Below are 14490 nucleotides of genomic sequence, written 5' to 3'. Positions count from 1 at the left end.
CCGGGGGCGTTGACGCTGGTTCGAGATACACCGGCTTTCCGCTTGCCGCCGATGCACCCCATGACACCTTGCCGGGGGGTTGATGACACCTCGGTGTCATCTGGGTTCTGCATCATCACTCGCGAAGCGAGCGAAACCCGCTGCTGCCCGACCCTGAGGCCGTATTGCAACAGCAGGCGATCAATCCGTTGTTCTGACGACCTACAGGCTGAGACTCGAGTCTCAGCGCGCCGCTACCAAGCCGTATTCGACCAGCAGCTGCTGGATGCGTTCGATCACCTGGTCGATGTCGAGATCCGTCGTATCGAGGATCACGCCGTCGTCTGCAGGCTTGAGCGGGGCGACTGCCCGGCCCATGTCACGCGCATCGCGCGCCTGTATTTCTGTCAAAAGGCTCGAAATATTAGCATCGACACCCGCTTCCTGCAACTGGGCATGACGACGACGCGCACGTTCCTCGGCGCTTGCCGTCAGGAAGATCTTGAGCGGCGCACCGGTGAAGACCACCGTGCCCATGTCGCGACCATCGGCCACCAGGCCCGGCGCACGCGCAAAGGCGCGCTGGCGCGCCAGCAGTGCAGTCCGCACACGCGGCTGGGCCGCGATGATGGAGGCATTGTTGCCGACCGACTCGAGACGGATGTCACGGGTGACGTCCTCGCCTTCCAGAATCACGCTAGTGGCGTCGCCTTCGGCGTCAAACTGCACATCGAGGTGCTCGGCGATGGTCGCCACGGCATCCTCGTCTTCCAGCGCCACGCCATGACGCTCGGCGGCCAGTGCCGTCAGGCGATACAGAGCACCGGAATCCAGCAGATGCCAGCCCAGGCTCGCCGCGACCAGACGACTGATGGTGCCCTTGCCTGCCCCGCCGGGGCCATCAAGGGTCAACACCGGCGCGTCGCAGATCTGGCTGTGATGAGGTGTCGCTTCCCCGCTCATGAAGCCTCCTGGCCGGGTGCCACGGCACCGAGGTTCTCGACCTGCATGCCGACTTCAGCGGCCAGCGCCACGAAGTTCGGGAAGGAGGTCGCGACATTGGCGCAGTCGTCGATCAGGATCTCGCCCTGGGCGCGCAGCGCCGCGACACTGAAGGCCATCGCGATGCGGTGATCGCCGTGGCTGTCGACCAGTCCGCCACCGTAGGCGCCGCCACGGATGTCGATGCCGTCCGCGACCACTTCGTGCTCGACGCCGATCTGCGCCAGACCATCCGCCATCACCTGGATGCGATCGGATTCCTTGACGCGCAGCTCCTCGGCGCCACGCAGACGGGTCATGCCCTCGGCGTTGGCGGCGGCGATGAACAGTGCCGGGAATTCGTCGATGGCCAGCGGCACCTGGTCTTCCGGAATGTCGATGCCCTTGAGCGGCGCATAACGGATGTGCAGGTCTGCCACCGGCTCGCCGCCGACTTCGCGCTCATTGGAGACGCTCAGGTCGGCACCCATCGCCTTGAGGATGTTGATCACACCGATGCGCGTCGGGTTGATACCGACGTGCTCCAGCACCAGATCGGAGCCCGGCGTGATGGCCGCGGCGACCAGGAAGAAGGTCGCGGAGGAGATGTCGGCCGGCACGTCGATCGGGCAGGCTTCGAGGCTGCCGCCACCGTTCAGCCATGCCTCGGCGCCCTGACGCTCGACCTTGTAGCCGAAGCCATTGAGCATGCGCTCGGTGTGGTCACGCGTCGGCGCCGGCTCGATGGCACGCGTCTCGCCTTCGGCGTAGAGACCGGCCAGCAGCAGGCACGACTTGACCTGCGCGGACGCCATCGGCATCTCGTAACGGATGCCCTTGAGCGGCTGACCACCGTGGATACGCAGCGGCGGACGGCCGTTGTCTGCGGTATCGATCACCGCGCCCATCTCGCGCAGCGGATTGGCGACACGGTCCATCGGACGCTTGGTCAGCGAGGCATCACCGGTCAGCTCGGTGTCGAAGGCCTGACCGGCCAGCAGACCGGCGAACAGGCGCATCGCGGTGCCGGAGTTGCCGACATACAGCGGGCCCGGCGGCTGCTTCAGACCGTTGAGACCCACACCGTGGATGGTGACACGCCCCTGATGCGGGCCTTCGATGACCACACCCATGTCGCGGAAGGCCTGCAGCGTGGCCAGGCTGTCTTCCCCTTCCAGGAAGCCTTCGACTTCGGTCACGCCGGTCGCCAATGCGCCCAGCATGATGGAGCGATGCGACATGGACTTGTCGCCCGGCACACGAATGCGCCCCTGAACCTGCCCACCCGGCAGTGCACGGTACCGCACGTTCTGCTGTTCCATGGTCTGATAACTCGTCTGTTTCAAGAGGGTATTGAAGTAGTGTCGGGCGTGGCTTGCGCGGGTGAATATCCCCAGCATCGCCTCACCATCGCCCGCGGTCACGGCAGCGCGCACCCGCGCTACCCCGGCCTCGAATTCATCCAACGCCTCCAGCACCGCATCGCGGTTGGCCAGATAGACGTCGCGCCACATCACCGGGTCACTGCCCGCGATGCGCGTAAAATCACGGAAACCGCCCGCCGCGTAGCGGAAGATCTCCAGCCGCTCATCCTGGCGCGCCAGGCTGTCGACCAGCGAGAACGCCAGCAGGTGCGGCAGGTGACTGGTGCGCGCCAGCACTTCATCGTGGCGCGACACGCTCATGCTCAGAAGCTGGGCACCACATACCGACCACATGGCCGCCACGCGTGCCACGGCCTCGGCATCGCTATCGGGCTCCGGCGTCAGGATCACCTTGTGATCGCGATAGAGCTCGGGATTGGACGCCGCGACACCGCTCTTCTCGGAGCCGGCGATCGGGTGACCGAGCACCAGATTCGGCGGCATGCGACCGAAAACGCCGAGCGCCGCATCGCGGATCGCGCCCTTGGTGCTGCCGACATCGGTGATGACGGCGTCATCATCCAGCAACGGCGCCAGTTCGGCCATCACGCTCTGCATCGCCATCACCGGCACGCACAGCACGATCAGCGAGGCGCCCGGCACCAGCGCCGCCAGTTGCGTGCTGCCACCGTCGATCAGCCCCATGCGCTGGCCGAGGCAGATCTCGTTGGAGTCACGATCACAGGCGAGAATCTCGCCGCGATGGCCCGCCGCGCGCAATGCAGCCGCCAGCGAGCCACCGATCAAGCCCAGCCCGACCAGCAGGATACGCCGCTCGCCGGCCAGGCGCTCCGCTGACGGCAGCGAGGACAGCAGGTCTGACGGCGCAGCATGGCGCACGTGGTCAACCTCGCTCACAGCACACCGACCGGGTAGGACCCGAGCACCTTGACGTCCGCCGCGCACTGGCGCAGCTCTTCCAGCGTCGCCGTGATGAGCGGGTCATCGCGGTGGCCACGGAAGTCGATGAAGAAGACGTAGTTCCAGGCACCGGAACGGGACGGACGCGTCTCGACGCGGGTCAGGTCGATCTGGTGACGGTGGAACGGCGCCAGCAGGTCGTGCAGTGCCCCCGGCTGGTTGCGCATCGCCACCACGATGGAGGTCTTGTCATCGCCGGACGCCGGTACCGAGCTGTCACCGATGATCAGGAAGCGCGTCGAGTTGTCGGGGCTGTCCTCGATCTTCTCCTCGACCTTCTCCAGCTCATAGAGCTTGGCCGCCATGTCACCGGCAATCGCCGCACTGTGCCATTCGGTGCGCACCTGACGCGCGGCCTCGGCATTCGAGGACACCGCGATGCGCTCGGCGTGCGGGAAGTGGGCATCCAGCCACTTGCGGCACTGGGCCAGCGACTGGGCGTGGGAATAGATGCGCGAGATCTTCTCGCGACGCGTATTCGGGCCCACCAGCAGGTGATGGTGAATGCGCAGCACCACTTCGCCGGAGATCTTGAGCTGCGAGCCCATGAACGAGTCCAGCGTGTGGTTGATGACGCCCTCGGTGGAGTTCTCCACCGGCACCACACCGTACTGCACCGCGCCCGCCTCGACTTCGCGGAACACCTCGTCGATGGCGGCCATCGGCTTGGTCACGGCGCTGTCACCGAAGTGCTTGAGCGCGGCCTGCTGGGTGAAGGTGCCCTCCGGGCCGAGATAGGCCAGGTGGATCGGCTGCTCCAGCGCCAGACAGGCGGACATGATCTCGCGGAACAGACGCGCCATCTCCTCGCCTTTCAGCGGGCCGGGGTTGTTGGCCATGATGCGACGCAACACCTGGGCTTCGCGCTCCGGGCGATAGAACTGCACCTGGCCATCCTCGCCCACGTCACCGGCCGCCAGCTTGACCTCGGCAACCTGCTGCGCGCAGCCCGCACGCTCGCTGATCAGGTTCAGCAGCTCGTTGTCGATGGCATCGATGCGCTGACGCAGGTCGTCCAGCGTCACCGCCTTGCCCGCCGCCTGCGGCGCAGGGCTCTCCTTGGAATCCGACATCTCACCTCCTCCCTTAGCCATGACGGCGCGCGAAGTCGCCCATGAAGTCCACCAGCGCAGTGACGGCAGCTTCCGGCACGGCGTTGTAGAGGCTGGCACGCATGCCACCGACGCTGCGGTGACCGGCCAGATTCAAGAGACCCGCCGCTTCGGACTCGGCGAGGAAGGTCTTGTCGAGACGGTCATCGGCCAGCACGAACGGCACGTTCATGCGTGAGCGGTTCTCGGTGACGATCGGGTTGGAATAGAAGTCGCTGCCATCGATGGCCGCGTAGAGTGCCTGCGCCTTGCGATCATTGATCGCGTTCATGGCGGCGAGGCCACCGACCTCATCCTTGAGCCACTCGAACACCAGCCCGGAGAGATACCAGGCGTAGGTCGGCGGCGTGTTGAACATGGAGTTGGCCTCGGCGGCCGTCTTCCAGTTCAGCATGGTCGGGCAGTCCTTGCGGGCACGATCGAGCAGGTCTTCGCGCACGATGACCAGCGTCAGACCCGCCGGACCGATGTTCTTCTGGGCGCCGGCATAGATGACGCCGAAACGGCTGACATCCAGCGGGCCAGACAGGATGGAAGACGACATGTCACACACCAGCGGCACGCCATCCGCTGCCACCTCGGGGATATAGTCGAACTCGAGGCCGCCGATGGTCTCGTTGGCGGTGTAGTGCAGATAGCCCACATCGCCCGAGAGCTGGATCGCGTTCTGGCGCGGCACGGCGATCAGGCCATTGCTCTCGCTGGAGGCCGCCACGTGGCTGCCCACCGCCAGATGCTCGGCTTCCTTGATCGCCTTCTTGCCCCAGATACCGGTATACAGATAGTTGGCACTGCCACCCGCGCCCAGCAGGTTCAGCGGCACACCCGCAAACTGGGTCGAGGCGCCACCCTGCATGAACAACACGCGATAGTTGGACGGAATCTCGAGCAGTTCGCGCAGGTCCGCCTCGGCCTTCTCGGCGATGGCCACGAATTCGTCGGAGCGATGACTCATCTCCATGACGGACAGTCCGCGGCCCTGATAATCCAGCATCTCGGCGCGGGCGCGCTCCAGGACAGCGGTCGGCAGTGCAGCAGGACCGGCGCAGAAGTTGAACTTGCGTGTCATGTCGTCTTATTTCCCGAAAGTGAAGCGACCGCCCCGAAGGCGGTCGCAATCCAGCGTCTTATTCCGCGTCTGTCGGCGGGGTATCCGTCGACTCGGCGTCATCTCCCGCCTGCACCTGTTCGTCGGTGCTCAGCGCCTCTTCGTCCAGCTCATCCTGCACCACGACGACCTCTTCCGGCTCGTCGACACGCACCGTCGTCACCAGACGCTCCTCTTCCGCCGTGCGGATCAAGGTCACGCCCTGGGTGTTGCGCGAGGTGGTGGACACCTCGGCGACGCGGGTACGTACCAGGGTGCCACGGTCGGTGATCAGCATCAGTTCGTCGTTGTCGCTGACCTGCACCGCGCTGACCAGGTCACCGTTGCGCTCGCTGGTCTGCATCGCGATCACGCCCTGGCCACCACGGCCACGCAGCGGGAACTCTTCCAGGCGCGTGCGCTTGCCGAAGCCATTGGCGGACGCGGTCAGGATGTAGCACTGCGGCACCTCACCGCTGGCGACGCTGTCTTCCGACGCGCCCTCGGTGGTTGCCACATCAGCGCTCTCGACGCCTTCTGCCGTCGCATCCGCGGCGTCATCGACCTCGATCTCGTTGTCATCGATCGCGGTGGTGCGCGGAATGATCAGGCTGATGACCTGGGCATCGTCGAGCAGACGCATGCCGCGCACACCACGGGCGGTACGGCCCATCACGCGCACGTTCTGCTCTTCGAAGCGGATCGCCTTGCCGTTGGAGGACACCAGCATGACGTGGTCGGAACCGGACGTGATGTCGGCACCGATCAGACGGTCACCTTCCTCGATGTCCAGCGCGATCAGGCCGACACTGCGCGGACGCGAGAACTGGCTCAGCGCGGTGCGCTTGACCGTGCCGTTGGCGGTGGCGAAGAAGATGTAGCTGTCGGCGGCGTAATCGCGCACCGGCAGGATGGTGGTGACCCACTCGCCGTCGTCCAGCGGAATCAGGTTGACCAGCGGCTTGCCGCGCGAGCCACGTGACGCCTGCGGCATCTCGTAGACCTTGAGCCAGTACACCTTGCCCTTGTTGGAGAACAGCAGCACGGTGTCGTGGGTCGAGGCGACCAGCAGATGCTCGATGACATCCTCGTCCTTCATCGAGGTGGCGGACTTGCCGCGGCCACCACGCTTCTGGGCCTGGTAGTCAGACAGCGGCTGGGTCTTGGCATAGCCGCTGCGCGAGACCGTCACCACCATGTCTTCCTCGTTGATGAGGTCTTCGATGGTCAGGTCACGACGGCTGGTCATGATCTCGGTGCGGCGCTCATCGGCGTACTGGGCACGCACTTCGCGCAGCTCTTCGCGGATGACTTCCATCAGGCGGTCGGCAGAGGACAGGATCTCCATCAGCTCGGCGATGCGCTCGAGGATGGAGGAGTACTCGGCCAGCAGCTTCTCGGTCTCGAGGCCGGTCAGGCGATGCAGGCGCAGCTCGAGGATGGCCTGAGCCTGGGCCGGCGACAGACGGTAGTGCTTGGCGTCTTCAGACAGCCCCAGGCCTTCCGGCAGATCTTCCGGACGGCAGGAAGTGGCACCGGCGCGCTCGAGCATCTCGACCACCTGACCCGGCTGCCATTCGCGATCGATCAGTTTTTCCTTGGCTTCCGCCGCGCTCGGCGAGCCCTTGATCAGCTCGATCACCTCATCGATGTTCGAGATCGCCACTGCCAGACCTTCAAGAATGTGGCCACGTTCACGCGCCTTTTTGAGTTCGAACAGGGTGCGGCGGGTGACGACTTCACGACGGTGACGCACGAAGGATTCCAGAATCTGCTTGAGATTCAGGATCTTCGGCTGACCTTCGTGCAGCGCGACCATGTTGATGCCGAACACGGTCTCGAGCTGGGTCTGGGAGAAGAGGTTGTTGACGACCACTTCACCGGACTCGCCACGCTTGGTCTCGATGACCACGCGCAGACCGTCCTTGTCGGACTCGTCACGCAGCTCGGCGATGCCCTCGATCTTCTTGTCCTTGACCAGTTCGGCGATCTTCTCGATCAGACGCGCCTTGTTCACCTGGTAGGGAAGCTCGGTGATGATGATGTGATCACGGCCGTTCTTGTCGTTGTGCTCGATGGTATGCACGGCACGCACGTAGATACGCCCACGACCGGTGCGGTAGGCATCGAGGATGCCGGCACGGCCGTTGATGATACCGGCGGTCGGGAAGTCCGGCCCCGGAATGAATTCCATCAGCTCATCGATGGTCAGATCGCCATTGTCGATCAGCGCCAGACAGCCATCGATGACCTCGCCCATGTTGTGGGGCGGGATGTTGGTGGCCATGCCCACGGCGATACCGGAGGAGCCATTGACCAGCAGGTTCGGGGTCTTGGTCGGCAGCACGGCAGGAATGCGCTCGGTGCCGTCATAGTTGTCGACCCAATCGACGGTGTCCTTCTCGAGGTCGGCCAGCAGCTCGTGCGCCAGGCGCGCCATGCGCACCTCGGTGTAACGCATCGCCGCGGCGCTGTCGCCATCGATGGAACCGAAGTTGCCCTGACCATCCACCAGCACATAACGCATGGAGAAGTACTGGGCCATGCGGACGATGGTGTCGTAGACCGCACTGTCACCGTGCGGGTGGTATTTACCGATCACATCGCCGACGACACGGGCAGATTTCTTGTAGGCCTTGTTCCAGTCATTGTTCAGCTCGTGCATCGCGAACAGTACGCGACGGTGAACCGGTTTGAGGCCATCGCGAACATCCGGCAAGGCACGCCCGATGATGACGCTCATCGCGTAATCGAGATACGACTGCTTGAGCTCGTCCTCGATGTTGACTGGCAGTATCTCTCTGGCGATCTCACCCATGATTCGTCAAATCCTTGAACTCAACTGTTGGCGCCACTGCAGCAACGACGCATGCTCCGTCGGTACTGCAGCGCGGCAGTGGCGTGAAGCAGACACGGGGTGCCAGCTCCGCGGCACCGAAGTGGCGGCATTATATCACTTGCGAGCGCGCCTAGCAGCTCACACGACGCCGCAAGGACACCTCAGTACGGTAGTACGGCCGTCAATATGCGCGGCCTGCTGGCTCATGCCTCGCCGCTGACGGCGATCAGGCCGTTTCTTCACTGACCAACGCGCCCAGCAGCGCGCCGATCTCGCCGTCCAGCGGCATGGCGCGACCGGTGTCGGTATTCATCAGCACGAAGGTGAAGTCCGCCCTGGAGACCAGCGCCCCGGAACGCGGATGCACCTCGCCCATGCGCCGCTCGCCCAGATGGATCTCCTGACGCATGATCATCTTGCGTCGCCCGAGCTCGGCCAGCCGCGTGGTGATGACCAGCTCATCATGCACGGTGGCGGGATAGTGCCAATCCAGATTGAGGTTGACCGCCACCATCGCGATGCCTTCGCGCTTGAGCGCGGCCAGATCGAGATGCGCGAGCATGAACTCCCAGCGCCCTTCCTCATAGAATTCCAGATAGCGGGCATTGTTGACGTGCCCATAGCCATCCAGATGGTAGCCACGCACCGTCAGAGTCGTGCGACTGACGACGCCTGCGTGATTGCCGACGTCTGTGTGATCGCCGATGTCTGTGTGACTGCCGTCCGCTGCCTGCGGTGGATTGCTGTCGTGTTGCATCCCTGCCTCCCGTCCGTGAAACGATCGCGCCGTGTGGCCATCGTCAGCTGATCTTATGCCGGTGACGGACAGAAAAACAAACGCTTGGCTGAATGATGGCACCGGCCCTGCTCGCCATCCCTACAAGGCGGCTACTCGCCGGGCGGACCCTGCGGTGGCCTCTCGCCGCCCTCCTCGTCGAGGAAGTGCCCCTTCTCGCCCATGAAGCAGCCGAAGATCTGGTTAACCCCCGGCGCCAAGGCGTGGCAGTGATAGCCACGCACCGGGTCCGTCTCACCGCCACACTCATCCAGATCAGCGGGGATGTTGCCGTCCTTGTCCTCTCTGGCATAGATGGCATAGCCATCCAGCGCATAGCCGATCATCGGCGAATGACCATCTTCCTGAATGCCGATCTCGGAGCAGCCAGTGGCGGTGTGATAGTGATAGCCCTCATGCGGATTGGCATGCGCGCCACAATCATCGAGCACCCCCAGGGTGTGAGAGCTCAGGATCAGCTCCAGCGGTGCCGGCGGGCCGAACAGCACGCCATTGAGCGCCACGCCGGTGTTGGAGCGGCCGGCAAGCGAGGTCGGCTCGGCGGCCGGCATCGGTACCTTGGGAATCACGACAGTCTTCTCGATGCCACCGCCCAGCTCCTCAAGCGGACACTCGAGACAGAAGTTGTCGAAGCCTTCGATGGGGTTCGGGTTTCCCGCCACCTCGCAGCCACGCGCGCCATCGATCACGGTGATCTCGCCCGTGTTGACGTCGTACATCTGCCACTCCTTGTCCTTGTAGAGAGTGGCCAGATTCTTGATGAACTCGCCGTCCACCTGATAGAGGGTGCCCTCGCCATCCATCCAGGTGCCGCCTTCCTCCTCACCGGAATGGATATTGGGCGGGCAGAAAGGCCCCTCCGGCGAGGTTTGCGGGTCCGCGGGCGCACCGGCCACACGGAACTGATAGCAGGTCGTCTGCGTGCCGCAGCTCAGGGTGCAGTCGACGGTCTCAACCTCACCGACGATCGCGCCCTCGGCAAACCTCTCAGGCTCCAGCCCGACCGTCGCCGGGGCAGATTCGCCGACAGCGGCTGCCTCTTTCGTGACCGTTGCACTGGTCTCGGCCGCACTGGCCGCCTTGTCGTGGGCGTCATGCTCCCCGTTGCAGCCGAACAGCAGCAGGGTCAGCGCCGCCAGCGTCAGTGGTCGTGTCCGTTTCAGCGCGCTCGCGCCTGAAGCGCTGCTCTCCACAACATTCTCCACAGCAGCCTCCACAACAACATCGTCGATCACTCTGCCGCCCTCCGCGTCTCAAGTCTGATGGTCTATGCCTGCGGGTCGATGCCTGCGGGTCGATGCCTGCTGATCGATATCTGTCGGGCGATACCGCAAACCGCCAGACCGCGCACCGCCAGGTCGATCTCAGACTAGCGCCACAGCGTGCACACAGTATGTCTTTGCGCTCGCGCGCGATGGTCGGCAACCGCAGTGTGACGCAGGGTCACGTCCACGGCGGATGACCCGCCGCATGAGTTTCGCCATAATATGCGCCATTCAGACGGGCAGCCCCCGTTCACCGGACTCAAGGACTGGTCGCATGTGGTTCAAGAACCTGCAACTGTATCGCCTGCACGATAGCGCACCGCTGGAAGAGGGTCGTCTCGCCGACGCCCTGCCGGAGCATGTCTTCCGCCCGGTCACCGGCGTCGAAGCCAAGCGTATCGGCTGGGTGGCACCTGGCGGTCGCAACAGCGACCTGCTGGTGCACGAGATTCAGGGCCATTTCCTGATCAGCGCTCTGCGCCAGGAGCGCGTACTGCCCTCCGCCGTGGTCAAGGAAGAACTCGAGGAGCGCGTGGCCGAGCGCGAGACCGCCGAAGGCCGCCCGCTGCCTCGCCGCGAGAAGCTGACCCTCAAGGAGCAGATCTACGAAGAGCTGCTGCCGCGCGCCTTCACGCGCTCCTCGCGCACCGACCTGTGGTGGGACAGCCGGCGCGGCCTGATCGCCGTCAACGCCTCGAATGCCAAGCGCGCCGAGGAAGTGCTGGACCTGCTGCGTCAGACACTGGGCACGCTCAAGGTCACGCCGCTGGCCGTCGCGCAACCGCCTTCCCAGGTGATGACTACCTGGCTGAAGGATGTCAGCTCGCGCCCGGAAGACCTGATCGTCGGTGATCAGGTCGAACTCAAGGCGCCGGGTGGCGAGGATGGCGTGCTGCGTGCGCGCCAGTTCGACCTCGACGGCGAGGAAATCCAGACGGCGCTGAATCTGGGCCGCGTGGTCAGCAAGCTGGCGCTGGAAGTCGATGGTCGCGTCGCGCTGGTGCTCGGTGAGGACATGGCGCTCAAGAGCCTCAAGTTCGCCGATGCCGTGGTCGATGAAGCCAACGCCCAGGATGACGGCGAAGACCCCATCCTGCGTCTGGAGACCGACTTCGCGCTGATGGCTCAGGTGCTGTCCGGCGTGATCGAGCAGATGACCGCCTGGCTGGGTGGTGAAGCTCAGCCCGCCAGCTGAGCCTTGGGCCCGCTGCCGACCTTCTCTTTTTTCAGAATGACAAACCCGGATGACGTGCGTCGATGACTGACACTGCAACACCCAAGCCTGCCACGACCAGCGAACAGGACCCGTTCGCCGATATTCGCCCCTACCACGACGACGAGGTAGCGGAGGTGCTGGTACGCCTGGAGCAGGACCGCGAGCTGCTCGACACCCTGACTCGCTTCCGCCTGCCGGGCCTGACCCAGCGTTTCCCGTGGCTGGCACGCCAGATCGCGCGCCTGGCCATCAAGCGCGAGATGATTGGCGTCAAGGATGTTGCCAGTTTCCAGAGCCGCATCGCCGTCTACATGGCGCGCATGATCCACACCACCACCACCAGCTTCGAGACGGTGGGGCTGGAGCGCCTGTCCCCGGACACGCCGTATCTGTTCCTGTCCAACCATCGCGATATCTCGCTGGACCCGGCCTTCGTCAACTACGCCCTCTATCGTCACGGGCGTGACACGGTGCGCATCGCCATCGGTGACAACCTGCTGCAGAAGCCCTTCGTCACCGACCTGATGCGCCTCAACAAGAGCTTCATCGTGCCGCGCTCCGCCAAGGGCAAGCGCGCGATGCTGGCCGCCTACCAGTCGCTGTCGGGCTATATCCGCCACTCGCTGACCCACGACCAGCACTCCATCTGGCTGGCCCAGCGTGAAGGGCGCGCCAAGGACGGCCGTGACGGCACCGAGAGCGCCATCATCAAGATGCTGACCATGGCGGCGCGCACCGCCGACAAGACGCGTCCGTTCAGCGAGGCGGTCAGCGAGCTCAACATCGTGCCGGTGTCGATCAGCTACGAGCTCGACCCCTGTGACCTGCAGAAGGCGCGTGAGCTGGCGTCCGTCGCCAATGAAGGCCGTTACGAGAAGGTGCAGTACGAGGACATCAAGTCCATCGCGGCGGGTATCAGCGGCCACAAGGGGCGCGTCAAGCTGGTGTTCGGCGAGCCGCTCAAGGGCGACTTCGAGACCCCGGAAGACGTGGTGAAGGAAGTCGACCGTCAGGTGCTGGCCTACTACACCCTCTACCCGAGCCATCAGCTGGCACTCGAGAAGCTGGCCGCCAGCCGCCCGCAGCTGCGTGAGGAGCCGCGTCTGGCCTCGGCGCTGGATGTCTCGGCCATCAGCGGTGCCGAGCGCGCCACCTTCGAGAACCGCCTCGCAGAGGTGCCCGCAGAGCTCAAGGACTGGTGGCTGGTGCAATACGCCAACCCGATCCTCAATCGCGAAGGGCTCTCCATCGATCTCGATGAGAAGCTCGATGCCGCCGAGGCGACGGACGGCGAGAAGGTCGCGCAGTAAGCCAGCACTGCGGAGCAAGACACTTGAGTCTTGTACCTGCCACGAAAAAGCCACCGTCAATCGACGGTGGCTTTTTCGTGGGCCGCTACTTGCGCCAGAAGCTAGGCGAGAACAGCACCAGCACGGTCAATATCTCGAGACGCCCCATCAGCATGCCGATGCACAGCAACCACTTGGCACTGTCCTGCAGGCTCGAGAAGTTGCCCGCCGGGCCGATGATCTCGCCCAGTCCCGGGCCGACATTGGTGACGGCCGTGGCGGCGCCGGTCACCGCGGTGATCAGATCCAGCCCGATGAACGACAGCGCCAGCGCCAGGCCACCGATGGTGATGAAGAAGAAGAACGAGAAGGCGATCACGGCGCGCACCACCTCATCGGGCAGCGCGCGGCCGTTGTAGCGCTGCGAGAAGACGCCATTGGCATGGATCAGCGAGCGCAGATGGTTGCCGAGCATGATCAGGCCGATCTGCAGGCGGAAGATCTTCATGCCGCCGCTGGTCGAGCCGCTGCAGCCGCCGACGAAGGTCAGATAGAAGAAGGCCACCACCGCAAAGGGCCCCCAGGCACTGTAGTCGTCGCTGGCGTAGCCGGTAGTCGTCACCACCGAGATGACATTGAAGGTCACCTGGGTCAGCGCCGTGAAGATGGGCTCGCCATTGACGACGCGATACAGCGTCAGCAAGACGATCACCCACCCCAGCAGACGCAGGAAGCCGCGTACCTGGGCATCACGCCACAGGACACCGGCCTGGTCCTGCCAGGCACGGATGAACAGCACGAAGGGCAGCGCCCCCAGCAACATGAAAGCCGAGGCCATCCACAGCAGATAGGGCCGGTCGGAATAGACGCCCATCGAGCTGTCGTAATTGGAGAAACCGCCGGTGGCCAGCGACGTCATGCCATGCACCAGCGCATCCAGCCAGTGCATGCCGCCCAGCCAGTAACAGACGATGGCCAGCAACGTCAGCCCGACATAGACCAGCCCGATGGCCTTGGCCACGCCACCGGCACGCGGCAGCACCTTGTCGGACCAGTCCGAGGATTCGGTCTGGAACAGGCGCATGCCGCCGACCTTCAGAAACGGCAGGATCGCGATCGCCATCACGATGATGCCGATACCACCGACCCACTGCATCAGGCCGCGCCACAGCTTGAGACCATCCGAGAGCCCTTCGATGTCAGACAGCACGGTCGAGCCGGTGGTGGTGATCGCCGACACCGATTCGAACACGGCATCGGTCACGCCCAGGTGGGTCGCACCGAAGATCAACGGCAGGCTCGAGTAGGCCGACACCAGCACCCAGCTCAGCGTCGTCAGCACGAACATCGCACGCGGCTTGAGTTGCAGCTCCACCTTGCGCGATACCGTCAGCATGATGGCCGCCGAGCCGAGCGTGATGCCCAGCGAGATCAGAAAGGCACTGGCATCCGCATCCGCTTCACCGAGCAACACCAGCAAGGGCGCCAGCATCATCAAGGCCACCACGCACAGCAGCAGGCCGAGTACCCGGATGACCGGCAACCACTCCGAGAGCGAAAGAAGGCGCATCAGCGCCTGCG

10 protein-coding genes are annotated in these 14490 nt (G+C 64.4%); 2 read left to right on the top strand and 8 right to left on the bottom strand.

Features of this window, described 5'->3' with window-relative positions; genetic code table 11:
- Window positions 1-222: 222 nt before the first annotated feature.
- The 7 genes from cmk to IZU87_RS18050 all read right to left on the bottom strand — a co-directional run bounded on the left by cmk (window position 223) and on the right by IZU87_RS18050 (window position 10332).
- Entirely contained in the window at window positions 223-942 is a 720-nt protein-coding gene (gene cmk / locus IZU87_RS10760; protein ID WP_043331443.1) for a (d)CMP kinase, read from the bottom strand.
- The gene (locus IZU87_RS10755) at window positions 939-3170 is read right to left on the bottom strand and encodes a bifunctional prephenate dehydrogenase/3-phosphoshikimate 1-carboxyvinyltransferase (protein WP_213114528.1); all 2232 of its coding nucleotides are present in this window, start codon (window positions 3168-3170) and stop codon (window positions 939-941) included. Before IZU87_RS10755 ends, cmk begins: the two co-directional genes overlap by 4 nt.
- Before the next feature lie 68 nt (window positions 3171-3238).
- Complete coding sequence (gene pheA, locus IZU87_RS10750) at window positions 3239-4378, bottom strand: prephenate dehydratase (RefSeq protein ID WP_213114504.1); 1140 nt, start codon at window positions 4376-4378, stop codon at window positions 3239-3241.
- A gap of 13 nt (window positions 4379-4391) precedes the next feature.
- A complete protein-coding gene (gene serC, locus IZU87_RS10745) occupies window positions 4392-5486 on the bottom strand; it encodes a 3-phosphoserine/phosphohydroxythreonine transaminase (protein WP_054555590.1) in 1095 nt (364 codons plus the stop codon).
- 58 nt (window positions 5487-5544) lie between these two features.
- On the bottom strand, window positions 5545-8322 hold the full coding sequence (gene gyrA / locus IZU87_RS10740; protein WP_213114503.1) for a DNA gyrase subunit A: 2778 nt from the start codon (window positions 8320-8322) through the stop codon (window positions 5545-5547).
- Between the two features lie 247 nt (window positions 8323-8569).
- On the bottom strand, window positions 8570-9100 hold the full coding sequence (locus IZU87_RS10735) for an acyl-CoA thioesterase (RefSeq protein WP_213114502.1): 531 nt from the start codon (window positions 9098-9100) through the stop codon (window positions 8570-8572).
- A gap of 131 nt (window positions 9101-9231) precedes the next feature.
- Entirely contained in the window at window positions 9232-10332 is a 1101-nt protein-coding gene (locus IZU87_RS18050) for a YHYH protein (protein WP_213114501.1), read from the bottom strand.
- Window positions 10333-10678: 346 nt separating this feature from the next.
- Between IZU87_RS18050 and IZU87_RS10725 the strand changes: the two genes are divergently transcribed.
- Together IZU87_RS10725 and IZU87_RS10720 are read left to right on the top strand one after the other, a co-directional pair.
- Complete coding sequence (locus tag IZU87_RS10725; protein ID WP_213114500.1) at window positions 10679-11599, top strand: recombination-associated protein RdgC; 921 nt, start codon at window positions 10679-10681, stop codon at window positions 11597-11599.
- 62 nt (window positions 11600-11661) lie between these two features.
- Entirely contained in the window at window positions 11662-12930 is a 1269-nt protein-coding gene (locus tag IZU87_RS10720) for a 1-acyl-sn-glycerol-3-phosphate acyltransferase (RefSeq protein ID WP_213114499.1), read from the top strand.
- A gap of 85 nt (window positions 12931-13015) precedes the next feature.
- Here IZU87_RS10720 and IZU87_RS10715 read toward each other — a convergent pair whose 3' ends face one another.
- The gene (locus IZU87_RS10715) at window positions 13016-14479 is read right to left on the bottom strand and encodes a TrkH family potassium uptake protein (protein WP_213114498.1); all 1464 of its coding nucleotides are present in this window, start codon (window positions 14477-14479) and stop codon (window positions 13016-13018) included.
- Window positions 14480-14490 lie beyond the last annotated feature (11 nt).

It is taken from the genome of Cobetia sp. MC34 (assembly GCF_018340035.1).
GTDB classification, from domain to species: Bacteria; Pseudomonadota; Gammaproteobacteria; order Pseudomonadales; family Halomonadaceae; genus Cobetia; species Cobetia amphilecti.
This window is presented reverse-complemented; position numbering and strand designations above follow the sequence as displayed.

Excerpts from the sequence above, each read along its gene's own strand:
- IZU87_RS10735 (WP_213114502.1), bottom strand. The coding sequence starts at position 9,100 with ATGCAACACGACAGCAATCCACCGCAGGCAGCGGACGGCAGTCACACA.
- pheA (WP_213114504.1), bottom strand. The coding sequence starts at position 4,378 with ATGTCGGATTCCAAGGAGAGCCCTGCGCCGCAGGCGGCGGGCAAGGCG.
- gyrA (WP_213114503.1), bottom strand. The coding sequence starts at position 8,322 with ATGGGTGAGATCGCCAGAGAGATACTGCCAGTCAACATCGAGGACGAG.
- IZU87_RS10720 (WP_213114499.1), top strand. The coding sequence starts at position 11,662 with ATGACTGACACTGCAACACCCAAGCCTGCCACGACCAGCGAACAGGAC.
- cmk (WP_043331443.1), bottom strand. The coding sequence starts at position 942 with ATGAGCGGGGAAGCGACACCTCATCACAGCCAGATCTGCGACGCGCCG.
- serC (WP_054555590.1), bottom strand. The coding sequence starts at position 5,486 with ATGACACGCAAGTTCAACTTCTGCGCCGGTCCTGCTGCACTGCCGACC.
- IZU87_RS10715 (WP_213114498.1), bottom strand. The coding sequence starts at position 14,479 with ATGCGCCTTCTTTCGCTCTCGGAGTGGTTGCCGGTCATCCGGGTACTC.
- IZU87_RS10725 (WP_213114500.1), top strand. The coding sequence starts at position 10,679 with ATGTGGTTCAAGAACCTGCAACTGTATCGCCTGCACGATAGCGCACCG.